Consider the following 24,004-nt stretch of genomic DNA (forward strand, 5'->3'; position numbering starts at 1 on the left):
AACTGTTTTTTGTGGGCGCTTGGCCCCCTTCGATCACCGCAATGATAAGCGTTATGCAAAGAGTGTTCCCATTAGTCAATATGGGGTGAATTAGCCCGTTGAGGATGAATCGATAAAGTTTTTATCGCGTCGTACGATAACAAGTTAATTGGGTATACAGCCGCACGTCTTTCCTCACCTGGAGCTGGTTAGAATGAAAAATTGGATTGTCTTGATACTGGCGATGATGACCGTATCTTGCGCCTACTCCCCGATCTATGACGGTAAAGCCCCGTACACCGGGAGCGCGTTTCTGTTACAGGAAACCCCGCGCCATACCATGGACTTTTTTATCGAAAGCATGACCGAGCAGCTTGTCACTTCTAATCAGTATCTGACGGCGAAAACGCCGTTGGCGGTGACCTCGTTTGTCGACTTGCAGGCCATGAATGAAACCAATTGGCTGGGCAACATTGTAACCGAAGGGTTCATGTACCAGATGCAGCAACGCGGTTACACCGTGGTGGACTATAAAGCCACAGGTGGGATCAAGGTGACACCGGAAGGGGACTTTGCCATTAGCCGTAATTGGCGTGAGTTGGCCTCTGAACAGCCGGTCGATTATGTGCTGACGGGCACCATGCTGCGCCAGGGCGGCGGTATTCTGGTGAACGCCCGCATTATCGGTATGCGTTCGCGCGTCGTGATTGCCTCGGCGCAAGGCTTTTTGCCGGCAGACCGTATTGGCCGTGATTTGGATACCTTGAATAAGATGCGGCTTCAAAATGGCGTGATCATGCGCAGTGACACACAGAAGTTTGATCGTAATAACGTGATTTTAAAACCTTAAGCACTGCGCTTAAGCTGAAATAAGTGGAGAACAACATGCGTTACTGGTTATGGCTGGTGGTGTTTAGTTTGATGGGGTGCCAGCCGTTGGCAGAAATTCGCAATGAAAATGTACTTACGGCAGTCGGCTATGCCTCGGTCAGCGAGCAGCGTGGCCGCACCGATGAAGAGAAGCGGATCCGCGCAATGCGGGCGTCGAAAATTGATGCGTACCGTGAATTGACCGAGCAAGTGTACGGCATGCGCATCAGCGCCCGTGCTGGCATGGAAGATCAGCAGTTAGGCATCGAAACCACAGATGGCGCGGTTGATGGCATTATTCGTGGGGCAGAAGTGCTACGCAGCTATCCGGTGGGTGATAGCTATGTGACTGAATTGCAATTGGATTTGCGCCGCATGGAGCGCATGAAGAGCCACGGCGAAGTGTATCAAGTTCCGACCCATCAAGAGACGTTGTTTTAAAGAAAAAGCAAAAGCAGGGACGGGTAGAAGCGGGACGAGTCGGCGAGTAAGAGCACACGAAGAGCCTAAGCGGAAAGAGCAGGGACGAGAAAAAGTAAAAGCAAAAACGGGAGCGCCCGTGAACGATTGGCGCTCGTATCAGTCTTAGCCTTTATTTAGGCTTTGATATTCGTCCCCAGTGAACGAATGTTTTGTGCCATCCCTTCGCTGGTGTAGGTCATCTGGTGTTTGCCTCGGCTTTGCTGAAACAGATTATTCAGTTTGTGAAAGCTAAGTTGTGCCCGTTGTAGGGCTTCGCCGTTGATCTGATTAATATCTTTACAGCGAGCAACGGTGAGTTTGATCTGCGTGACTTGCTCTGCCAGTGTTGCATCATCGACTAACAGTTGGCGTTGGGCATGACTGGCAATTTGATGATCGTGTTGTTGGACTTTATGGATCAACGCCAGTTTTTCGCTCGCCAATTGGGCGATATCCGCCGCTCTGCGTTCGACAATAGCCGCTTTTTCTTGCTCAAGCAGACGCGACAACGACACCAAGGTGGCGTGTTGCAATGACAGTAATTGTTCTAGCGACGCAGACATCATGGGTTCTCTATTGGCATGCGTTACATGCCGCGTAATTCATCTTCAAATTTTAGCATGTTAGTCGCCAGCTTGTCCGCGTCAACCACGTAGCTGCCGTTGGCAATGGCGTCTTTGATCGCCGCCACTTTGGCGCTGTCAAAGCTGGGTTCTGTCGCTAATTGCTGATGAAGCTGACCAACAGCTTTACCTTGTGAGCTCAGTGACACGGCATCCCCCATTTTGTGCTCAGAGGTTGAGCGTGAAGCGCCTTGCGTCGCACCGGCTGACGATCCGGTTGCAGTGTTCTGCAGAGTACGGGCAGTCAGAGGTTGGCCGGATCGAAAAGCGTCAATACTTGCCATAAACGAAGTCCTTGGACGAAAAAAATCGAAATACACGGCTTATGTCGGCGGTAAGTGGCAGAACTTTAGCCCTAATTTGTGTCTGTTTTATTTCTATACAGCATAGTTCATAGGACGCAACATAATTGAGGGACACACCCTAGTAGCTGACGCTTACGTCGCTGACCCCGGTGACCACCGCATCAATAATGCGTTTAGATTTGCTGTTTTGTACACGCACTTGCTCGCCCAATGAACCGTCAGACAGGGCGATACCTTTGGTCATAATACGCAGCCCATTGCCTCCGGCGCGAATCGTCACCGCATCATTGCGACAAACGACACAAATATCATTACCGAGTACCGCATCGCCCATTTGGACGTTGCGCTTTATTTTGGCCCCTACGATGTGTTCGGGGCGATCAAACGCCACACCGCGCTGAAAGCGCAGCTCAATCTGCTGGACCTGTAGGTCGTCTGCCGTGATCACATGCCCGCGCCCCAGAGGACGCGTGGCGACCACCCGAGGCAATAACAATTGAGTGCGTACCGGCACATACACTTGCCATTGTGGATGGGCACAACGGACTAACACCGTGACATTGCCACTTAAGGTTTGTTTGCCGGGTATTGTCGCTTCCAGCGGCGTGGGGCAGTCAGTAAAGCGTAAGCGGCTGTCGAGTGCGGCGGCTTCAACCTGCAAGGTGGCATTGTGTGGCGGGTTAATCTGTGCGGAAACAAACTGTTCCGCCGTCTGTTGTACGGTTTCTTGTAGCGATAAAGGCGTAGCCGCAATAAATGTACTAAAGAAAATGCCAATGAGGCCGATGATAGACCAAATGAATGATAATTTTGTTCTTTGGATCACAGGTGTCACTCGATACTGATAGGCGAATTAGCATGATAATTCCCATTGAACACATATCAACAAATAAAAACGAATAACATGGAGTCATCCTTATGTCGGGGATCATGGATTCAGTTAACCAGCGTACGCAGCTGGTGGGACAAAACCGTCTTGAGCTGCTGACGTTCCGGTTACAGCGTCGCCAGCGTTACGGAATCAATGTCTTTAAAGTGAAAGAGGTACTGCAGTGCCCTAAATTGACCACCATGCCGAACTTGCACCCGTTGGTGAAAGGGATCGCGCACATTCGTGGTCAGACGATTTCAGTGATTGATATGAGCTTGGCAACCGGTGGCCGTCCGATCGCGGATTTGGATAACTGCTTTGTGATCATCTCTGAGTTTAATCGCTCGATCCAAGGTTTCCTGGTGTCTTCTGTTGAACGCATTATCAACATGAACTGGGAATCGATTTTGCCGCCGCCCAAAGGGGCCGGACGTGCTAACTACCTGACCGCGGTGACAGAAATTGATGGTGAGTTGGTCGAAATCTTGGATGTTGAGAAAATCCTGGATGAGATCTCACCGGTCAATACTGACATTTCTGGCACCGTGCTGGAAGAGTTAGTGGATTCTTTGCCAGAGGTGCGCCGCGTGATGGTCGCCGATGACTCTAGCGTGGCCCGTAAGCAGGTGCAGCGTGCGATTGAAGCTATTGGCTGTGAGTGCTTGTTGGTGAAAGACGGCAAAGAAGCCATCACGACGCTGCGTAGCATGGCAAAAGAAGGCGATATCCATCAGCAATTGGCCTTGGTGATCTCTGACATTGAAATGCCAGAAATGGACGGTTACACCCTGACAGCTGAGATCCGTAACGATCCTGCGCTGAAGAATCTACATGTGATTTTGCATACTTCACTGAGTGGGGTGTTCAACCAAGCCATGGTTGAAAGGGTGGGTGCGAATGCATTTATTCCTAAATTTAACCCCGATGAACTCGGTGCTGCGGTAAAAGCCGCGATGCCAAAATAAAAAAATTAGAGAAGTAGATGACAGCCATAACCATCAACGATCAAGAATACCGCGAATTTTGCCGTTTTCTTGAAGCCCAGTGTGGGATTGTTCTCGGTGACAGTAAACAATATTTAGTGCGCAGTCGATTGACGCCTTTGATCAGTCGTTTTTCGCTCACCACCTTATCTGAATTACTGCAATTGGTGATTTCAGGGCGCAACCGTGAATTGCGTGTGGCCTCTGTGGATGCCATGACGACCAATGAAACGCTGTGGTTCCGTGATACTTACCCGTACACCGTGTTGGCTGATAAAATTTTGCCAGAACTGGCGGCGACAAAACGCCCGATCAAAATTTGGTCGGCGGCCAGTTCATCCGGTCAAGAGCCGTATTCCATTGCGATGACAACGCTGGAAATGCAGATGCGTCGCCCAGGCGTATTGGCGGGTGGCGTGCAGATCACCGCAACGGACATTTCCCAGACCATGTTGGATGCTTGCCGTGCCGGCGCGTACGATAACTTGGCGTTAAGCCGTGGTTTGTCACCAGAGCGCCGTCGTCAGTTTTTTGAAGACAATGGCGATGGTCGCATGCGTGTGAATGATAAGGTGAAGCGTATGGTGAACTTCCGTCCGCAGAACCTGAAAGACAGCTACGCGCTACTGGGCAAGTTTGATGTGATTTTCTGTCGTAACGTATTGATCTACTTCTCGCCAGAAATGAAAGCCAAGGTGCTAAACCAAATGGCGATGAGCCTGAATCCGGGCGGCTACCTGCTGCTGGGCGCGTCGGAGTCATTGACGGGCCTAAGTGATAAGTTTGAGATGATCCGCTGTAATCCAGGGATTATTTATAAGCTGAAATAAGGGCAGGGGCGAGTTTCTAGGGGCGAGTCTCGCTGCGCTTCGAGTAAAAGCATAAAAGCAGGTTCGAGTGTCGAGTCATGCTGCGCGCCGAGTAACGAGTAAAAGCAGTTCTTGGCCCGAGACACGATAGAAAAGCAAGCGTGAAAGCGTTTGCTTTTTTTATGGGTTTTGAAAATCTGCTTACAGAACCACAGAACCACAGAACCACAGAACCACAGAACCACAGAACCACAGAACCACAGAACCACAGAACCACAGTCTTGTCTTGTCTTTTTCGCTTTTTCTCGTCACTCGCTGACTCGTCCCTTTGCACTAGTCCCTAGTCCCTGTTTTTCTTGCTTTTCCGCTCTTCCTCGCCCCTTTTGACTCGCCACTCGTTCCTCTTCCATAAAACTGGCACAACCTTTGCTTCTAAATCGATAACGAATTTTGGAGGCAGTTTATGTCCATCTCTTTTGATAAAGCATTGGGTGTGCACCAGCATACCGTAGGTGTCCGTGCTAAACGTGCGGAAACACTGGCAAGTAATATGGCCAACGCCAACACGCCGGGCTACAAGGCAAAAGACATCGACTTTCAACGCGCATTGAATGCGGCAACGTCAGGGGCAAACATTGGCCTCAGCCGCACCAATGGTCGGCATATCTCTGCCTCCACACAGGTGTCGGGTGAGCAGAAGTACCGCGTACCCACCCAGCCGGATACCGGTGACGGCAATACCGTAGACGCCCAACTCGAGCAGAACTTGTTCATGCAGAACTCGATTGAGTATCAAGCGTCGCTCGATTTTCTTGGCTCAAAGTTTAAAAACCTGAGCAAGGCATTGAAAGGACAATAATGCATGAGTCTGTTTAATATCTTTAATGTTTCCGGCTCTGCCATGAGCGCGGAATCGGTACGTTTGAATACCACCTCAAGTAACCTGGCGAACGCCAACAGCGTGAGCAGTTCGGCCAATGAAACGTACAAAGCCCGTCACCCGATTTTTGCTGCGGCGCTCGACAGTGCCAGCTACCAGCGTGAAGACAGTGTACCGGTACAAGTGAAAGGCATCGTAGAAAGTGAAAAACCGCTGCGTGCTGAGTACAACCCGGATCACCCGCTGGCCAATGCCGAAGGCTTTATTTACAAGCCGAACGTCAATGTGATGGAAGAGATGGCGAATATGATTTCCGCGTCCCGTTCATACCAAAGTAATGTTCAAGTTGCCGATGCCAGCAAACAAATGCTGATGAGCACCTTGCAGATGGGCAAATAAGGATTAAGGAGACTCAGTGATGACCAGTATTCAAGGCGCCGGTCAAAGCGGCCTGTCCTATCTTGACCAACTCAAGGGGATGCAAGAGAAAAAGCTACAGGAAACCCAGAAAGCGACCGGGCAGAATGAGCTTAAGCAAGAAGATTTCCTGTCGCTGCTGACCAAGCAGTTGGCACAACAAGACCCGTTTAAACCCGTGGGTAACGATCAGATGATCGCCCAGATGGCGTCATTCGCCACCGTGGATGGTATCAGCCAGATGAACGAACAGTTCGGTAGCCTGAACTCCGCGATGACCTCGAACCAAGCATTGCAGGCCTCGTCATTGGTGGGTCGTGATGTGTTGATCCCAAGCTCAACCTCTGTGAAAGGGGCTGAAGGCGGCATGGCTGGCATGGTGCGTTTGCCTGAAGCGGTGAACAACATGATGGTACGTGTTGAAAATGAACAAGGTCAGCTACTGAGAACCTTCGATATGGGCGCGAAACCACCGGGTGAGCACCGCATTGACTGGGACGGCAAAGACGAAAGTGGCAATCCGTTGCCGGAAGGGCGTTACACCTTGAAAGTGGCGGGCTTAGTGGGCGGTGATAATCGTGAATTTGATGTCTCCACCTATGCCAACGTGAACAGTGTGCTGCTGGGCAATGGCAGCGGCAGTGTGATGCTAAACCTGGCGGGGTTTAACTCGCCATTCAAGCTGTCCGACGTACTTGAAGTCGGCCAGGTCTAATCGGACAGTAGGAGAATGACCCCATGAGTTTTAACGTTTCACTCAGCGGTATTGGTGCATCACAGAAAGATCTGAACACCACCAGTAACAACATCGCTAACTCCAACACGTACGGCTTTAAAGAGTCACGTGCGGAATTTGGCGATGTGTATTCCAGCTCTATTTTCTCGAACGCCAAAACCACCACCGGTGGCGGTGTGCAAACCTCGGTAGTCGCACAGCAGTTCCACGAAGGCTCAAGCGTTTACACCAATAACCCGATGGATTTGCGTATTTCCGGTAGCGGCTTTTTTGCCGTGGCCGATGACAAATTGCAGCCACAGAACAACAACTTGACCCGTAACGGCGCTTTTCACCTGAACAAAGACAATCAGGTCGTGAACTCAGACGGCCAATACCTGCTGGGTTATCAAGTCGATCAAGGCACGGATCAGGTCAGCTCTTACGAAGCACAAGCCATGGTGGTACCGGATCAGTTCGGTCAACCGCGTGAATCACAGAACATCAATATCGGTGTGAACGTACCGGCATCGGCACCGGCAAAAGATCCGGCGCGTTTTGACTTTAACGATCCGAGCTCTTATAACAAATCCACCTCGGTGACCATGTATGACTCACTGGGTCAGCCGTACAAAATGACCTCGTATTACGTGAAAGACAACGGCGGAGACGCGGCAGCAATGCCGTTGGATGCCAATGGTCAGCCGATGGAAGGTGCAAAGAGTCAGGGTGCAGAAAACCGTTGGGCGGTGTACTACACCGTGACCGACTCGACGGGCGAGAAAGCGCTCGACATCAACATGACACCGGAAGGGGATGGTGAAGTGGCGTCTGGCGCAGCGTTTGGTCCGATGGGCAGTACCGGTCATCAGGGTCACTTCATTGAATTTAACACCGACGGTTCGGTAAAATCCGTGAACAACGGTAACCCGATCATCACGCAAGCGTTAGGCACGAGTGAAGCGCAAGGCGGTGCGGGGTTGAACATGAACGGTGCCGACATGGCGCAAACCCTGAACATTAATTTTGATCAGCCGACGCAATACGCGGCACCGTTTGAAATTCGCCGCTTTAATGAAGATGGCGCGACCACCGGCTTCTTGACCAAAGTCGACATCGACGGTAAAGGTTCCATTGTTGCGACGTACAGTAACGGTGAGAACGTCACCCTTGGCCGTGTGGCCATGGTGCGTGTGGCGAACGAGCAAGGGTTGGTGTCGAAAGGGGGTACGCAGTGGGTATCTGGCCAAGATTCCGGCGCCGCAATGTGGGGCGAAGCGACTCAGGGTGCCTTTGGTTCGATCAAGAGTGGCTCTCTGGAGCAGTCCAACATCGACATGACGCAAGAGCTGGTGGATTTGATCACTGCACAGCGTAACTTCCAAGCCAACTCCCGTGCGCTGGAAGTGGGTAATCAGCTTCAACAGACCATTTTGCAAATCCGTTAATCGGCGTTGCTGCGCGATGGCGCCGTCTGCCGAACGGTCGCTATCGCACCCTCTTGTTGTCATATTCTTGGCGGAAAGAAGAGGGCTGCGTGTTTTATCTTCTTCTTCGGTGTCTGCCTTCCTCTCCTTTCTATTCGACTGTCAAAATACTGACGCGCTCTTTCTGTCATCACAGCGCCTTTCATGGCATTTCTCATCGTTTTATCAATAACGCCTTGAATCGTGGCGAGCCTCTAGCAGTGGCATAATTATTGCTTAAAAATCACCAGACAGTGATTGGAGAGTCAATAATGGATCGTGCTTTGTATTTGGCCATGAGTGGCGCGAAGCAAGACATGTATGGCATGCAAGTACACGCCAACAACCTTGCCAACGTAAGAACAACCGGTTTTCGCGCAGATCTCGAACAAGCCCGAAGCATGCAGGCGTATGGCGAAGGTTTACCGAGCCGCGTATTTGCTATGACGGAACGTCCGGGGCAAAGCTTTGCGCAAGGATCAGTCATGACCACGGGCCGCGACTTAGACGTGGCGATTGAAGGCGATGGCTGGTTGACCGTGTTGGATGCCGGCGGTCAAGAAAGCTTTACCCGTGCGGGTCATTTGAAAATTGACGAAACCGGCCTGCTGCAAAACAGTAACGGTAACTTGCTGGTGGGTGACAGCGGCGGCCCGATCTTTATTCCTCTTCCAATCAGCAAAATTCAAATCGGCAAAGACGGCACGGTGTCCGTGTTGCCACAGGGCGCACCACCGGAAGCGATGGAAGCGATTGATCAGATCAAACTGGTTAAGCCAAACCACAAATCGCTGTTTAAAGATACCGATGGCCTGTTTAAGACCAATGTACCCGGTGAGACTTACGATGCGTCACCGGAAGTCAGCTTGCTGACAGGCGCCTTGGAAGGCAGTAACGTGAATGCCGTGGGGGAGATGACCAGCATGATCGACCTTCAGCGTCACTTTGAAATGCAAGTCAAACTCATGAAAACCGCAGAAGAAATGGATGCCGCGTCATCATCATTGCTGCGTTTAGGCTAACCGATAAAAGGAAATTCAGATGCATCCAGCTTTATGGGTCAGTAAAACCGGCCTTGACGCCCAGCAAACCAATATTTCGACCATTTCTAATAACTTGGCGAATGCCTCGACCGTGGGCTTTAAGAAAAGTCGTGCGGTGTTTGAGGATTTGTTTTACCAGAACATTAACCAGCCGGGTGGTCAGGCGACGCAGGATACGACACTGCCGACCGGATTGATGCTGGGGGCGGGTTCGAAAGTGGTGGCCACGCAGAAAGTGTTTACCCAAGGTAACACGCAAACGTCTAATAACGCGATGGACATGATGATCGAAGGGGAAGGCTTTTTCCAAGTCTTGATGCCTGACGGCAACATGGGCTACACCCGTAACGGTCAGTTCACCCTGAATGGGGACGGGCAGTTAGTCACCACCGGTTCCGGTTATGTGCTGCAGCCTGAAATCGTGGTACCGGAAGATGCGGTTGGCATCACGGTCGGTACTGATGGTGAAGTGTCGGCGCGTATTCGTGGTCAGCAAGAAAACCAGGTATTGGGTCAGCTCACCACAGTGGGCTTTATCAATCCAGGCGGCCTTGAGCCAGTAGGTCAGAACCTGTTCTTGCCGACCGGTGCCAGCGGCGATCCGCAGGAAGGCGTCCCCGGCTTAGCGGGATTGGGCTCTATTCGTCAATCCATGCTGGAAACCTCAAACGTGAACGTGACGGAAGAGCTGGTCAATATGATCGAAGCCCAGCGCGTGTACGAAATGAACTCCAAAGTGATTTCGACCGTGGATCAGATGCTGAGCTACGTGAACCAGCAGCTATAACGAGTAATGACTGTGAAAAATAACCATTGGGCACTGTTGATCGCCCTTGCCGCTTTCATGACGGGCTGCGCGCAAACGCCGGATGAAGGGTCAGACGTGGTCGCGGGCACCACCACGGTGGATGCGGTAGAAGGGAATACACACCCCGATGATGGCTTGGTGGATAAATTGCGTCGCCGTGAAGACCCGCAAGCCGGGGACCCCGCGTGGGCGCCAATTCGTCCGCCAGAAAAGCCAGAGCATTACGCGACAGCGACCGGTTCGCTGTTCAGTACCGCTTACATGCAAGATCTGTATGACGATACCAAACCGCGCGGCTTGGGCGACATCGTAACGATCATGCTGGAAGAAAACACCCAGGCGAAAAAAAGCGCCAGTGCTGATCTGGATAAATCCACTGACTTGTCGATGGATCCTGTGATGCTCGGGGGCAAAGACGTCACCATTGGTGATCGTAACCTGTCTTACGGCATGAGCAATGCTAACTCCTTTACCGGCAGTACCTCGGCCGATCAAAGCAACAGCATGCAAGGCTCGATCACGGTGGAAGTGATTGAGGTGTTACCGAACGGTAACTTGCTGGTACGCGGTGAAAAGTGGCTGATGCTGAATACCGGTGAAGAGTACATCCGAGTTAGCGGCACGTTACGTCCGGATGACATTGATCAGGACAACACCGTGCTATCGACCCGTTTGGCCAATGCGCGGATCCAATACTCTGCCACGGGTGAGCAACAAGATATTCAAGAGCAAGGCTGGTTGTCTCGCTTCTTCAACGTCAGTATTTAACAGGACAACAGCGTGAAATTGCACTTTTTGTTGGGCGCCGTGATGATGTGTGTGATCGGATCGGCGCAAGCCGCACGGATCAAAGATGTCTCACAAGTGGCCGGTGTGCGTAGCAACCAATTGGTGGGTTACGGTTTAGTCGTGGGCTTACCGGGAACGGGGGAAACCACGCCGTTTACCGATCAAAGCTTCAATGCCATGCTGCAAAACTTCGGTATTCAGTTGCCGCCGGGCACCAAGCCGAAAACCAAGAACGTTGCCGCTGTTGCGGTGAACGCCACCTTGCCGGCGTTCACCAAGCAAGGCCAGACCATCGACATTACCGTGTCGTCGTTGGGCTCCGCCAAAAGTTTGCGCGGCGGTACCTTGCTACAAACTTTCTTGAAAGGTTTGGACGGCAAAGTGTATGCCGTGGCCCAAGGCAGTTTGATGGTGGGCGGCTTCTCGGCCACCGGTGCTGACGGTTCCAAAGTGGTGGGCAATACCCCGACCGTGGGACGGATCAGTAACGGTGCCATTGTTGAACAAGAGATCCCGAATCCGTTCGCACGCGGTGACTACCTGACGTTTAACCTGTTTGAATCCGATTTCACTACGGCACAGCGCATGTCTGACGCGATCAATGGTTTCTTGGGGCCGCAAATGGCCGCCGCGATAGACGCCACCTCGATCCGTGTGCGCGCCCCGCGTGATGTGAGCCAGCGTGTGGCATTTTTGTCCACCATTGAAAACCTGGAATTTGATCCGGCTGCGGGTGCGGCCAAGATCATCGTGAACTCCCGGACCGGTACCATTGTGATCGGCCAGAACGTAAAACTGCGTCCTGCGGCGATCACCCACGGTGGCATGACGGTGTCGATCAAAGAAAACTTCAGTGCCAGCCAACCGAATGCGTTTTCGGGCGGCAAAACCGTGGTGTTACCGAATTCGAGTGTGCAGGTTAATGAAGAAGAATCACGCATGTTCAAATTTGAACCGGGCGTGACCTTGGATGAATTGGTCAGTGCGGTGAATCAGGTGGGCGCTGCGCCGTCCGATCTGATGGCCATTTTGCAGGCCCTGAAACAAGCCGGTGCCATCGAAGGCCAGCTGATTATTTTGTAATGTGTGCATTGAATTTACTGACGTTGATTGAGGCTGTATGAAAACCACATCGCCCGGTTTTATCCATGATATGGCTAACCTTGACCGCTTGCGTGCGGGCATCGGTAACGACCAAGGGGAATCGCTGAAAGCCGCGGCTGAGCAGTTTGAAGCCATTTTTACCCAGATGTTGTTTAAGTCGATGCGACAGGCCAACGAAGCCTTTGAATCGGATTTAATGAGCAGCAGTAACAGTAAGTTCTTTGAACAGATGCATGATGAGCAGATGGCCAGTGAACTGAGTAGCTCAGGCTCCTTGGGGTTGGCCGATTTGATTGTCGAGCAACTTGGTGGTGAAAAAGAAAAAGCGGCAATGCAGGGTGAAGGCGATAAGGCTAAATCTGCGCTGTCTGCCGAGCGTGCGAGCGATGAATTCGAGATTCGACAGATTTTTCAAGCAGCGCCCGTAGCAAGTAAACATGCCGCCGTTAATCGATCGACGGATACAGACAATGACGCTGCCATTCAAAACGGGCAGGTGTTAAAGGCGCTGTCGGGTGAGGCGGGTGTGGATTTTGCCTCGATCTTTTCTGCGCCGGTTGCGGCAGTGGAAAAACGTCAGGCCGAGCCGGTGTTTGATTCCCCGAAAGACTTTGTGGCCCGCCTGACGCCGTTTGCCAAGAAGGCCGCTAAAGCCTTAGGCACTGATCCGGCAGTATTGATCGCCCAAGCTGCACTGGAAACCGGGTGGGGCAAAAAGGTGATCAAAAATGCCGCAGGTTCAAGCCATAACCTGTTTAACATCAAAGCCGATCCCCGCTGGGACGGCGGCAAGGTGGCCACGAATACGTTGGAATTCCACCAAGGGATCCCCGTACAGGAAAAAGCCGCCTTTCGTGCTTACGCCAATTACCAAGACAGCTTTAATGATTATGTGCGCTTCTTGCATGACAACCCGCGCTACGGCGATGCGTTAGCGCAACCGGCCGATCCTAAGCAGTTTATCCGTAACCTGCATCAAGCTGGCTACGCCACCGATCCGAAATACGCCGATAAAATCATTGGTGTGATGGATTCCGTGAAAGGGTATATGGATAAACAAGAGCGGTCCTGAGGCCCTATGGTTCTATGATCCGAAGTATCAGCGGCTCTTGGTCCTGCTGATAGGATGCCGCTCCTCATTCGAGATGCAAGCATTTCCGTCCTTGCTCTTTCCATAGGATCTTAGGGCCCTCGGACCGCTCTTAAATCCGCTCTTCCAATCTTGGCACGATTTTCGCTTAACCTCTTTCCGTTATTGTCTTTTTTCTCAACCTTCAGGGGGCTTTATGGCGTTTGACTTGCTCAATATGGGCTCGCACGGTTTGTTAACCGCACAGCGACAGCTGAATACGACCAGTCATAACATCAATAACGTTAACACTGAAGGGTACAGCCGCCAGTCGGTGGAGCAGAAGACCAATGATCCGATTTGGTGGGGGGGCAATCAGCACGGCACCGGTGTGCATGTGGCAGAAGTTCGCCGCAGTTACGATCAATTTGCCAGTAATGAGCTGAACCTGACTACCACCAACCTCAGTTATGCCAACGAGCGGGACACACAATTGGGCCGGTTGGATAACATGTTGTCCAACAGTGCCAAAAAAATCCCGGAAGACATGAACGATTGGTACGACGCGGTGAAAGCCTTGTCGGACTCACCCAATGACATGGGTTCGCGCAAAGTGGTGATGGAAAAAGCCAAGCTGGTGGCGGCGGGGTTGAACGAGAATTACAGCGTGCTGGCGCGTCAAAAGTCAGAGACCAGCGAAGTGCTGTCGCGCACGTTGAACCGCGTGAATGACATCGCCAAAGAGCTGGTGGATGTGCACGATGGCTTGATCAAATCGCCATCGACGAATAACGATTTACGGGATCGCCACCAAGCGTTGATCAATGAACTGTCTGAATACACCAAGGTGAGCGTGACGCCCAAGAACGACAACACCTTCAATATCATGATCGGCAGTGGTCACACCTTGGTCTCGGGCACCGAAGCCAGTGAATTGCGTATGGTGAACGGCAAGCCGGACACCCAGCAAACCCAATTGGCGATTCAGGAAGGCCAGTCGTTAAAGACCATCCGTAATGATGGCATTGGCGGCAAAATGGCGGCGTTATTTCAGTTTCGCGATGAAACCCTAACCCATGCACAAGACGAAATTGGCCGCATGGCAATGGGTTTTGCTCATAGTGTGAATAGCTTGCAGCAGCAGGGGATGGACTTGAACGGGCAAGTGGGTGCCGTCATGTTCCGAGATATGAATGATCCGACATTGGCGGCGTCTCGCGTGGTGTTACCGCCGAATTCAACCGCCGATGTGAAAGTGTATATTGATGATTTGAACGCGTTGAAAAAGGGCGAATATTCTCTGTCGTTTGACGGTAGCCAGCATGCATTGGTTACGCCAGACGGTGAGCGTCAGAAAATCATGCCGAGTGGCAATCCCGCTGCGTTTACGGTGGATGGTTTCCGCGTTGAAATGGATGCCCCGTTACGTGCCGGAGAACAAATTCTTTTGCGCCCGACCCGTACCGGTGCCGCTGACATCAGTGTGGCCATCAAGGATCCGAGCCAAATTGCTGCCCAAAGTTATTTAAGCTCTGCCACGCAAATACAGGGACAGGCCGATTTTGCCGTGACCCAGCGTGGCCCATTGAACGAATTTCAAGTGGCGATCTCGCCAGATGCCAGCCAGTACGCGGTACTGGATATGAAAGGCGGCATTTTGAAGGATCCTGCTCCTTACCCACCGGGCGGTGAAGTAGCTGTCAACGGCACCGCGTTTACATTATCGGGCGGGGCGGCTGGTGGCGATGTATTTGCCGTGAACCTGCGCGCCGCTCAAGGTGACAACGGTAACTTGCTGCGTATGCAGGCGTTGCAGAGCGCCAAAATTATGGATGAAGGCCGCGCCAGTGTGCTGGATGTCTACCAAGGCTTGAACACCGAAATGGGGGTGCAAAAAGCCTCGGCAGCCCGTCTGAAAGACGTGGGCAATGTCGAAAAAGAAGCGGCGGCCAGCCGTGTCGCGGAGATCTCGGGGGTGAACCTCGATGAAGAAGCGGCAAACATGATGAAATTTCAGCAAGCCTACATGGCGTCATCGCGCATCATGACCGTGGCCAATGAAACGTTTGACACCCTACTTAACGTAGCCCGCTAAGGAGCCTGACCCCGTATGATCGGTCGTATTGCCAGTTTTCATCACTACCAATCTGTCACCAATGACATGAATCGTCAGCAGGTGCGGGTTGCGGAAAATCAGCAGCAACTTGCCTCGGGTCAGCGCGTGCTGACAGCCGGTGACGATCCTGTTGCCTCTATTTATATCCAGAATTTCGATCAGCAAAACACCCAGATCGACCAGTCGATTAAAACCATCACACTGGCCCGTAACCGCCTTGATAACGAAGAGACGGCGATCACCGAGGTGGAAAATTTGCTTGATGAAGCCAAACGTAAATCCATGATGATGGTCAACGGTGCCTTGTCGGGCGATGACCGTCTGGCGCATAAGCAAGATCTGCAAGGTCTGTATGATTCCTTCATGAATCAGGTTAATAGCCAAGACGAATCCGGCAACTATGTGTTTGCCGGTAACCAATACGACAAACAGCCGTTCTTTCGCGATAACACCGGCAGTGTCACCTATGCCGGCGACAGTTACCAACGCATGGCACAAGTCGGGCCGTCGGTTTCTGTGCCGGTGAACGATGCCGGTGACAAGCTGTTTATGGATGTGCCGAACCCGTTTGGCGATTATCAGCCAGAGTACGATCTGCAAAGTGGTTCGTTACTGCTGCTGTCGCAAGCAACCAACAGTAACGATAGCGATCCTTCGGCCTACCGTATTGCGTTTTCGTCATCCGGTAACGGCACCAATTACGAGTTGTTCCGGGATGATCAGTTGGTCAGTCGCGCGGCGTATGATGCGCGCGAAGGAATCCAATTTGGCACCTTGGCGGTGAAAGTGGAAGGGGAAATCAAGCCCGGTGACAGCATCAGCCTGGCGCGACAAGACACGGTGAATGTGTTTGATGCGTTCAAGCGTGGGATCGCCTTGGCCGATAGCGAAGTGTCCGATGCCAGTGCGACCGCCGAGTTGCATCAGGTGTCAGCGGAATTGTCACAAGGGTTCAAGCACATTAACCGTGCCCGCTCGGAAATTGGTACCCGCTTACAAACCTTGGATCGCCAAGAAGACATGCATCAAGATTTCAAGATAGTGATGAGTCAGGCGCGCGGTACGCTGGAAGATCTCGATTACGCCAGCGCGGTGATTGAACTGAATGAAAACATGACGGCGCTGCAAGCCTCGCAACAAGCCTTTGCCAAAACCAAAGATTTGAACCTGTTTAATTATATCTAACAGGACAATATGAAAGGGATGAGCAACGTAATCGCTATGTATTAGGGCGATATGCGCGGTGGTGATATCTGTCATGGCGATAGCGTCCTTTACTTTTGGCATAGAGCTTGCTTGTCAGTCGCTATTAGGCGGCAACGGACACACCTTGCCGACATTATTTATTGTATCGCTGACCCCACCGCCTTGTTTTTCAAGCGTTCTGATGGTGACGGGTTGGTGATTTCGCCGATGGGCGGAAATCAGAGGAGAGCAAAATGGCTGTAACTGTTAATACCAACGTGTCTGCCATGACTGCGCAACGTTACCTGAGTAAGGCAACCAGTGATCTGAATACGTCGATGGAACGTCTATCGACCGGCAGTAAGATCAACAGCGCAAAAGACGATGCAGCTGGCCTGCAGATCTCGAACCGGTTGGTGGCACAGACTCGTGGTTTAAACGTGGCCATGCGCAATGCTAACGACGGTATTTCCATTGCTCAAACCGCTGAAGGCGCGATGCAGGAATCCACCAACGTGTTGCAACGTATTCGAGACTTATCACTTCAGTCTGCGAACGGGGCAAACTCCGATGAAGATCGTTCAGCCATTCAAGGCGAAGTGGCCTCGTTAAAAGACGAACTGAACCGTATCGCCGAAACGACCGCGTTTGGTGGCCGTAAATTGCTTAACGGTACCTTTGGAGAAGCCGCTTTCCAGATCGGTGCCGATTCGGGCGAAGCCATTATCATGGGGATCACCAGTGTGCGTGGTGACTATGACGAAATGGGCGGCCAGTTGGTGAAAGGTGCCGGCCAAGCCACGCCAGATTGGGAAACCGGTGCGGGCAATAAGATTGTATTTTCGGTGGGCGATGCCAGTAAACCCGAAAACAAGATCAGCATTGATCTGCCAAAAGGCGATGATCTTGAAGAAGTGGCGACCCGCATTAACGGCCAGACCGATCGCGTGTCTGCGTCAGTAACAGAAAAAGGCGAGCTGCAAATCTTCTCTGAAGGCGATGAGCCGATTGTGATTGATGGCACCACGGTGATGACCACCGGTCTGGCAGACAAGAACAACCCGGCCAGTGCAGCAACCAGCATGATTGCGGGTACCAGTAGCGCGACAACAGTACAAGACATTGACGTGAACACCGTGGGCGGCGCACAGAAAGCCGTGGGCATTGTCGATGCCGCGCTGAAATACATTGATAGCCAGCGTGCGGATCTCGGTGCGAAGCAAAACCGTTTGGGCCACACCATTAACAACTTGGCGAACGTATCGGAAAACGTATCGGAATCAAATAGCCGTATTCGTGATACTGATTTTGCCAAAGAAACCACGCAGATGACCAAGAGTCAGATTTTGCAGCAGGCGAGTACCTCCATTTTGGCGCAAGCCAAGCAGGTGCCACAGGCGGCAATGAGTCTGTTGCAGTAATCTCTGCTATTACGCCAAGTAGCGCAATAGAGAGTGTGCTTTGGCTGACTCGCCGTTGGCGATGAGGCAAAGAGGCAAACAGAAACGGCAAGGGGGCAACCTCTTGCCGTTTTTTTTGTTCTTGAGAACGGGATTGACGCTGTTTTCAGTGGTTGTGGGAAAATTCAAAAAAAAGTCTTAAAGGTTTTTGAAAGCATGCCGTTACAGAACCTGTATAAAGAATATCGAGGTTTTACCGGCGGGGCTGGTCAAGCCATTTTGAAGATTTAAGGAGATACATTATGGCAGTTACCGTAAACACTAACGTTTCTGCAATGACCGCTCAGCGTTACCTGAATCAGGCAACTGATGCATCGGCAAAATCTATGGAGCGCTTGGCAACAGGTAGCAAAATCAACAGTGCAAAAGACGATGCAGCGGGTCTTCAGATCTCTAACCGTTTGATGACACAGAGCCGTGGTCTTGACGTAGCAGTACGTAACGCGAACGACGGTATCTCAATGGCGCAAACGGCTGAAGGTTCTATGCAGGAATCAACCAGCATCCTACAGCGTATGCGTGACCTGTCTCTACAGTCTGCGAACGGCGCGAACTCAAAAGAAGACCGCGACGCGATTCAAGGCGAAGTGACGTCTTTGAAAGACGAATTGAACCGTATCGCAGAAACCACCTCTTTCGGTGGTACGAAGCTGATCAACGGTACGTTCGGTAGCCGTTCTATTCAGGTGGGTGCAGACTCAGGTGAAGCAGTACAGCTGACCATGAGCGATCTACGTGCTGATGCAATGAACAGCACCGCAACAAAAGGCACTGTGGGCGTAAGCTCTGATTGGGAAGTGTCTGCAGAGTTGGCGACCGAAGATCTGAAAATCAACGGCACCAAAGTTGAAATGAAAGCGGGCGACGACCTTGAAGAGCTAGCGACCAAGATCAACGGTGCGGTTGACGGCGTGAACGCCTCTGTTGCGACCGTAGAAACAACGGATGAAGCAGGCAACGTGACCAAAGGTCTGGCACTGCAAGTTGTGACTGAATCTGACAAAGCGATCAACTTTGAAGGCGCGAAAACAGTGGCTGCATTGGGTCTGACGAACGCAGCAGCGGGCGCAGGCGGTGCATCTGTACAGAACATCGACGTGTCATCTGTCGGTGGTTCTCAGCAAGCGGTAGCCGTACTGGATAACGCCCTGAAGCAAATTGACTCAGACCGTGCGAACCTAGGTGCGTCACAAAACCGTCTAAGCCACACCATTAACAACTTGAACAACGTGAACGAGAACGTGTCTGCGTCTAACAGCCGTATCCGTGACACCGATTTCGCGAAAGAAACCACGCAAATGACGAAGAGCCAGATCCTATCTCAGGCATCAACGTCTATCCTTGCGCAGGCGAAACAAGCGCCGCAAGCGGCGATGAGCCTACTGGGTTAATCCGCAGTATGATAACGGCAAGGGCGCCCGTCTCCCTTGCCGTTTCACGTTGTTAGAAGGTGAAAGAATATGGAAATAACCCCAATTTCTCCGTCTTCACTTCCTCCTCTTACGTCCCCCTCTGCTTCTCAAACCCCTGTTGGCACAGATGTTGCTAGCAATACAATCAGTGCAAACGGTTCCCAGAGCGTAAACAGCGTCACTGCGCGTGCAACGCACACCGTGAGCAGTGGCATGGCAGCTTCTGCGCCATCAAATTCCGCCCCGTCGACAGCAAAGCCCTTACTGGCACACAGTGTGAACGATGCGCGTCAGGCAGAATCTCGTCATGATGTTGAACAGCAACGTCAGCAGCAGCGAGAAGCATTAGAAAAAGTGGTTGAGCGAATTGAAGAATTTGTCGGTTCGACGATAAACAAAGGGTTAGCTTTTCGGATCGATGAAGCGTCCGGTAAGCATACCGTGACCATTTATGATAAAAGCACCGGTGATGTGGTACGCCAGCTTCCCGATGAAGACATGCTCGCGCTGTCACGCCAATTGGTGAATCATTCCGGCGGGCTGGTGACGACGAAAGTGTAGGCATAACGGCAGTGACAAGAGGCATTTCATGAACATAGGAGCCGCCGCAACGGCGTCAGGCTTAGACATCAATAAAATGGTGAAAACCATTGTGGATGCGGAACGTGCGCCGACAGAAGCGCGTATCACCCGTCAGCGCGACAATATTGATGTCAGTATCAGTGCTTATGGCAAGCTGAAAGCATCGCTCGACGACATGAAATACATGATGTCTGACTTTCGCAGTAACCATACCTTGTCAGCCCGTACCGTCAGTACAGACAACAGCGACATATTGAATGCGACGGCCAGCTATGAAGCCTTGCCGGGCAAATACAATGTGAAGGTCGAGCAATTGGCGCAAGCGCATAAAATTGTCTCTGGCCCGTTCAATGACGAGAAACCGCTGGGTGCAGGCACGCTGTCTTTGTCACTGGGCACCACCATGTTTGATGTCGAGATCCCCAAAGACGAAAGCGATATTCTGGATGTGGTGCGTTTGATCAACCGCCATCCGTCCAATAAAGGCGTCATGGCGGCGGTGATCAAAGACGATGTGGGCGCCCGTTTGGTATTAACCGCCGATAAAAGCGGGGAAGCCAATCAGGTGCAAGTACGGGTCGACGCGCCGTTTGACAGTACGCTGCAAAAGTTTGGGTTTAATCGTCATAACGACATTAACCCCATGACACAGATGCAAGCGGCCACCGATGCCAAAGTATTGATTGATGGTATCGCCGAAGTCACCAGTGACACCAATACCATTGAAGATGCAATTGAAGGGGTCGATCTCGATTTGCTGGCCATGACGTCGGAAAAAGACGGTCAGCCAGTCAAAGACACGGTGACCGTGGAGGTGGCCTACGATCGCAATGCGGTCGGCGGCGCCATCGAACAATTCGTCAATGCGTACAACCAGTTCTATACCACGGCGCAAGACTTGGGGAAATTTGATCCCGAAACCCAAGAGAAAGGCCCGTTGGTGGGCGACAGCATTATTCGTTCGGTGGATAACCAGCTACGTAATGCGTTTTCCAGCCCGGTTGCCGGTGCGCCGGACACGGTCAAAACCCTGAGTGAATTGGGGGTGATGAGCACCATGGAAGGGCGGTTGGAAATTGATTATGACTTGTTGGATCGCCAGCTAAGTCAAAATTTCACGGATGTCGGCGCCTTCTTTAACCGTCAAGATGGCTTTGCCCGTAAAATTGAAGAGTTGATCCATGCGCATACCGGCATTACGGGCAGCATTAAAAGCCGCCAGAATAGCCTCAATGATCAGGTGTCGCAGTTAAACAGCGATCAGGCCACGTTGGATCGCCGCATGGAAAGTGTGCAAAAGCGTACCCATGATCAGTTCACGGCCATGGACAATGCGATGGGGCAAATGAAAAGCCAGCTGAGCTCAATGATGAGCATGATGCCGGGTTAAGCATAGTTAAATGCCCGAACACGAGACGGAGTAACGTCACATGCAGCAACTCGCGCACCTTGACCAACAACTTATGACCTTACTGACGCATGTTGGCGAGGTGGATACACCCTTACTTGAACACCTGCTCGATCAGCGAGAGCAGGTGTTGCAACACTTACAGGCTGATCCCACGCGGCTTGAAAAAGTGCAGTGGCAAGCGGCAATTGACCGCACCGTTCAGTTGATGGCGCACGTACAGCACCATCGCGAACAATCAGCTCAGCAAATGCAACGCTTAGTACACGGGCAACGCTCGTTACAGATGTACAATAAATTTCGATAGGTTATAAAAAATGGCAATGAGAGGCTCGCTTCAAGCGTATAAACGTGTGTCGGTAGACAGCCAACTGACATCAGCATCCCCCCATCGTGTAATTTCCATGTTGATGGCAGGGGCGATTGAACGTTTGATCCAGGGAAAAGCGGCGATGGAGCAAGGCAACATCGCGGTTAAAGGGGAGCGCATCGGTAAAGGACTGGATATCGTGATCAGCCTGCGTACCTGTTTGTCGATGGAAGATGGTGGTGACATCGCCGCGAATCTGGATGCCTTGTACGATTTCATGATCCACCAGATCTACAAAGCAAACCGTGAAAATACGACAGAGCCACTGGATGATGTGATTGGTATGTTGCGTGAAATCAAATCAGCGTGGGATCAGATCCCCGCGGAATTTCACAACATGACACAGTTGGGATAAGTTCATCCCCGCCGTGGCATTATAAATTGTGAGATGTCACTCCCGCGATGATGAAAGTCTGAGGATATCAATTGGCTATATTTTCACCATATCGCCCAGAGTAAGCATCTTCCTTTGTACTGGGGTCACAGCTTTTGGTTGTCCCCAGTTGCCTTCTGGTGAGCATTTATTACAATGCTAAACCAAATCGGATCTCGTCATGGGCGAATAATGCAAACGCATCGTCTGTGGTTGTCGCCATCAGGCGGTTGAGATCATATAAAAAGAATTCGGTTACTGTGACATCACCACAAGGACTGTGCATTGCGCATCACTCGCACTATTCAGATGATGTAACGCCACAGAATAGAAAACACCTATAAAGGCAGGCAATATCTTTCCTATGCAAGGTTTAGCAAAAACCCTCGTTATTGATGATGATCCTAATCACCGCCATGACCTTAGTGTCATTCTTGGCTTTATGGGTGAATCACATCAAGTTATCTCAGGCTCCGAGGTCGACAGTACGCTCTGGGAAAACGAGTGGAGTGCCTGTTTACTGGGTCAGATCAGTACGGGTAAATCACTGAGTCGTATTCTGGATTACTTACGTATTCATCACCACATTCCGGTGATTGCCTTATCGAACCACGACAGTGAGTTGGCAGGCTTTCCCAATTATGTTGGCAACCTCGATTTGCCGTTAACCTACAGCCCACTGATGGATGCATTGCGCCATTGTCAGGAGTACCAAGGTAAACGTGCGTTCCAAGTGCCACAACTGAGCCGTAAAAACACCCTGTTCCGCAGTATGGTGGGGCGCAGTGAGGCCATCAGCCAGATCCGTCACTTGATTGAACAAGTGGCCGCGACCGATGCCAGCGTACTGATTTTGGGTGAATCAGGCACGGGTAAAGAGGTTGTCGCGCGTAACATTCATTACCATTCTTCCCGTGGTAAAGGCCCGTTTGTCCCTGTGAACTGTGGCGCTATCCCGCCCGATTTACTAGAAAGCGAGCTGTTCGGTCACGAGAAAGGGGCGTTCACGGGCGCGATTTCAACCCGTAAAGGCCGTTTTGAGTTGGCAGAAGGCGGTACCCTGTTCTTGGATGAGATCGGTGATATGCCGATGTCCATGCAGGTGAAGTTGCTGCGCGTACTGCAAGAACGTTGCTTCGAGCGCGTTGGGGGCAGTGGCACTATCAAGGCGAACGTTCGCATTGTGGCTGCGACACACCGTAATCTGGATGAAATGATCAAGCAGAACGTGTTCCGTGAAGATCTTTACTACCGCTTGAATGTGTTCCCAATCGAAATGCCTGCTCTGCGTGAGCGCATTGAAGATACCCCGTTGTTGCTGCAAGAATTGTTGGCACGTATGGAAGCAGAAGGCGCGAAGCCGATTTACTTCACACCGCGTGCGATCACATCCTTGATGGAGCACAACTGGCCGGGCAATATTCGTGAATTGGCCAACTTGGTGGAGCGTTTGATCATTCTCTATCCAGGCGAAATGGTGGACGTGAATCACCTGCCAATGAAGTACCGTTATTCGGATATGCCATCCTTCCAGCCGGAAACTTCGTTCCTGTCACTGGAAGAGCAAGAGCGTGGTGCCTTGGCCGACATGTTTGCCTGTGAGCCTGCCGTCGCGGTCGCGTTGGAAGAAGCCGTGAACATGAGCGATCTACCGCCCGAAGGCTTGAACCTGAAAGAAATGTTGGCTGAACTGGAAGTCGACATGATCCGTCAGGCGCTGGAAGCGCAAACCGGTGTCGTAGCCCGTGCGGCTGACATGCTGGGTATGCGTCGTACCACGCTGGTCGAAAAAATGCGTAAATACGGCTTAAGCAAAGAAGCCCTGCGTTAAGTACTATTTTGACGGTGTCATTTTTTTGACGCCGTCACCTTCCCGCTATACTCCATAACTCACTGATAATCAGT

At 51.6% G+C, this 24,004-nt stretch carries 26 protein-coding genes; 22 read left to right on the forward strand and 4 right to left on the reverse strand.

From position 1 onward, the window contains the following. Positions 1-193: 193 nt before the first annotated feature. Positions 194-829, forward strand: coding sequence for a FlgO family outer membrane protein (locus tag L4C36_RS04875; protein WP_428476667.1), 636 nt, complete (start codon positions 194-196; stop codon positions 827-829). Between the two features lie 35 nt (positions 830-864). After that, positions 865-1,290 carry an LPP20 family lipoprotein gene (locus tag L4C36_RS04880; protein ID WP_428476668.1) on the forward strand — a complete coding sequence of 142 codons (426 nt, stop codon included), beginning with the start codon at positions 865-867 and terminating at the stop codon, positions 1,288-1,290. Between the two features lie 155 nt (positions 1,291-1,445). Here the strand turns inward: L4C36_RS04880 and L4C36_RS04885 are convergent, their stop codons facing one another. The 3 genes from L4C36_RS04885 to flgA form a co-directional block, all read right to left on the reverse strand. Then, positions 1,446-1,874 (reverse strand): flagella synthesis protein FlgN, encoded by a 429-nt coding sequence (locus L4C36_RS04885; protein WP_428476703.1) that lies wholly within the window; start codon positions 1,872-1,874, stop codon positions 1,446-1,448. A 23-nt stretch (positions 1,875-1,897) separates the two neighbouring features. Beyond that, positions 1,898-2,218, reverse strand: a complete 321-nt coding sequence (gene flgM, locus L4C36_RS04890; protein ID WP_428476669.1) for a flagellar biosynthesis anti-sigma factor FlgM — start codon at positions 2,216-2,218, stop codon at positions 1,898-1,900. A 139-nt stretch (positions 2,219-2,357) separates the two neighbouring features. Further along, positions 2,358-3,065, reverse strand: a complete 708-nt coding sequence (flgA, locus tag L4C36_RS04895; RefSeq protein ID WP_428476670.1) for a flagellar basal body P-ring formation chaperone FlgA — start codon at positions 3,063-3,065, stop codon at positions 2,358-2,360. Between the two features lie 92 nt (positions 3,066-3,157). Here flgA and L4C36_RS04900 point away from each other — a divergent pair, with 92 nt between their 5' ends. The 19 genes from L4C36_RS04900 to fliS all read left to right on the forward strand — a co-directional run bounded on the left by L4C36_RS04900 (position 3,158) and on the right by fliS (position 22,081). Further along, positions 3,158-4,075: a chemotaxis protein CheV gene (locus tag L4C36_RS04900; RefSeq protein WP_428476671.1), complete on the forward strand. Its 918-nt coding sequence runs from the start codon at positions 3,158-3,160 to the stop codon at positions 4,073-4,075. A 17-nt stretch (positions 4,076-4,092) separates the two neighbouring features. Beyond that, on the forward strand, positions 4,093-4,923 hold the full coding sequence (locus tag L4C36_RS04905) for a CheR family methyltransferase (protein ID WP_428476672.1): 831 nt from the start codon (positions 4,093-4,095) through the stop codon (positions 4,921-4,923). Positions 4,924-5,365: 442 nt separating this feature from the next. Then, positions 5,366-5,761, forward strand: a complete 396-nt coding sequence (gene flgB / locus L4C36_RS04910; RefSeq protein ID WP_428476673.1) for a flagellar basal body rod protein FlgB — start codon at positions 5,366-5,368, stop codon at positions 5,759-5,761. Between the two features lie 3 nt (positions 5,762-5,764). Continuing rightward, positions 5,765-6,181, forward strand: coding sequence for a flagellar basal body rod protein FlgC (flgC, locus tag L4C36_RS04915; RefSeq protein WP_428476674.1), 417 nt, complete (start codon positions 5,765-5,767; stop codon positions 6,179-6,181). A 19-nt stretch (positions 6,182-6,200) separates the two neighbouring features. Next, positions 6,201-6,914: a flagellar hook assembly protein FlgD gene (flgD, locus tag L4C36_RS04920; RefSeq protein WP_428476675.1), complete on the forward strand. Its 714-nt coding sequence runs from the start codon at positions 6,201-6,203 to the stop codon at positions 6,912-6,914. A 23-nt stretch (positions 6,915-6,937) separates the two neighbouring features. Beyond that, on the forward strand, positions 6,938-8,362 hold the full coding sequence (flgE, locus tag L4C36_RS04925) for a flagellar hook protein FlgE (RefSeq protein ID WP_428476676.1): 1,425 nt from the start codon (positions 6,938-6,940) through the stop codon (positions 8,360-8,362). 290 nt (positions 8,363-8,652) lie between these two features. Then, positions 8,653-9,402, forward strand: a complete 750-nt coding sequence (gene flgF / locus L4C36_RS04930; protein WP_428476677.1) for a flagellar basal-body rod protein FlgF — start codon at positions 8,653-8,655, stop codon at positions 9,400-9,402. Between the two features lie 19 nt (positions 9,403-9,421). After that, complete coding sequence (gene flgG / locus L4C36_RS04935; protein WP_428476678.1) at positions 9,422-10,210, forward strand: flagellar basal-body rod protein FlgG; 789 nt, start codon at positions 9,422-9,424, stop codon at positions 10,208-10,210. Positions 10,211-10,243: 33 nt separating this feature from the next. Further along, a complete protein-coding gene (flgH, locus tag L4C36_RS04940) occupies positions 10,244-10,999 on the forward strand; it encodes a flagellar basal body L-ring protein FlgH (protein WP_428476704.1) in 756 nt (251 codons plus the stop codon). 42 nt (positions 11,000-11,041) lie between these two features. Then, positions 11,042-12,103 carry a flagellar basal body P-ring protein FlgI gene (locus tag L4C36_RS04945; RefSeq protein WP_428476705.1) on the forward strand — a complete coding sequence of 354 codons (1,062 nt, stop codon included), beginning with the start codon at positions 11,042-11,044 and terminating at the stop codon, positions 12,101-12,103. Positions 12,104-12,140: 37 nt separating this feature from the next. Beyond that, positions 12,141-13,196, forward strand: coding sequence for a flagellar assembly peptidoglycan hydrolase FlgJ (gene flgJ, locus L4C36_RS04950; RefSeq protein ID WP_428476679.1), 1,056 nt, complete (start codon positions 12,141-12,143; stop codon positions 13,194-13,196). A gap of 214 nt (positions 13,197-13,410) precedes the next feature. Continuing rightward, on the forward strand, positions 13,411-15,288 hold the full coding sequence (gene flgK, locus L4C36_RS04955) for a flagellar hook-associated protein FlgK (RefSeq protein WP_428476680.1): 1,878 nt from the start codon (positions 13,411-13,413) through the stop codon (positions 15,286-15,288). 15 nt (positions 15,289-15,303) lie between these two features. Beyond that, complete coding sequence (gene flgL, locus L4C36_RS04960) at positions 15,304-16,494, forward strand: flagellar hook-associated protein FlgL (RefSeq protein WP_428476681.1); 1,191 nt, start codon at positions 15,304-15,306, stop codon at positions 16,492-16,494. Positions 16,495-16,748: 254 nt separating this feature from the next. Continuing rightward, on the forward strand, positions 16,749-17,915 hold the full coding sequence (locus tag L4C36_RS04965; protein WP_428476682.1) for a flagellin: 1,167 nt from the start codon (positions 16,749-16,751) through the stop codon (positions 17,913-17,915). A 281-nt stretch (positions 17,916-18,196) separates the two neighbouring features. Beyond that, positions 18,197-19,345: a flagellin gene (locus L4C36_RS04970; protein ID WP_428476683.1), complete on the forward strand. Its 1,149-nt coding sequence runs from the start codon at positions 18,197-18,199 to the stop codon at positions 19,343-19,345. Positions 19,346-19,414: 69 nt separating this feature from the next. After that, positions 19,415-19,927: a flagellar protein FlaG gene (locus tag L4C36_RS04975; RefSeq protein WP_428476684.1), complete on the forward strand. Its 513-nt coding sequence runs from the start codon at positions 19,415-19,417 to the stop codon at positions 19,925-19,927. A gap of 28 nt (positions 19,928-19,955) precedes the next feature. Beyond that, a complete protein-coding gene (gene fliD / locus L4C36_RS04980; protein WP_428476685.1) occupies positions 19,956-21,338 on the forward strand; it encodes a flagellar filament capping protein FliD in 1,383 nt (460 codons plus the stop codon). Positions 21,339-21,378: 40 nt separating this feature from the next. Beyond that, positions 21,379-21,663, forward strand: a complete 285-nt coding sequence (locus L4C36_RS04985) for a flagellar rod protein FlaI (RefSeq protein WP_428476686.1) — start codon at positions 21,379-21,381, stop codon at positions 21,661-21,663. Positions 21,664-21,679: 16 nt separating this feature from the next. Further along, positions 21,680-22,081: a flagellar export chaperone FliS gene (gene fliS, locus L4C36_RS04990; RefSeq protein ID WP_428476687.1), complete on the forward strand. Its 402-nt coding sequence runs from the start codon at positions 21,680-21,682 to the stop codon at positions 22,079-22,081. 169 nt (positions 22,082-22,250) lie between these two features. On the opposite strand, the gene L4C36_RS04995 is transcribed toward fliS, so the two are convergent. Then, a complete protein-coding gene (locus L4C36_RS04995) occupies positions 22,251-22,385 on the reverse strand; it encodes a hypothetical protein (RefSeq protein WP_428476688.1) in 135 nt (44 codons plus the stop codon). A 78-nt stretch (positions 22,386-22,463) separates the two neighbouring features. Here L4C36_RS04995 and L4C36_RS05000 point away from each other — a divergent pair, with 78 nt between their 5' ends. Next, a complete protein-coding gene (locus tag L4C36_RS05000) occupies positions 22,464-23,930 on the forward strand; it encodes a sigma-54 dependent transcriptional regulator (RefSeq protein WP_428476689.1) in 1,467 nt (488 codons plus the stop codon). The last annotated feature ends 74 nt before the right edge of the window (positions 23,931-24,004 follow it).

The sequence above is a fragment of the Photobacterium japonica genome, from assembly GCF_050337005.1.
Classification (GTDB): domain Bacteria; phylum Pseudomonadota; class Gammaproteobacteria; order Enterobacterales; family Vibrionaceae; genus Photobacterium; species Photobacterium japonica.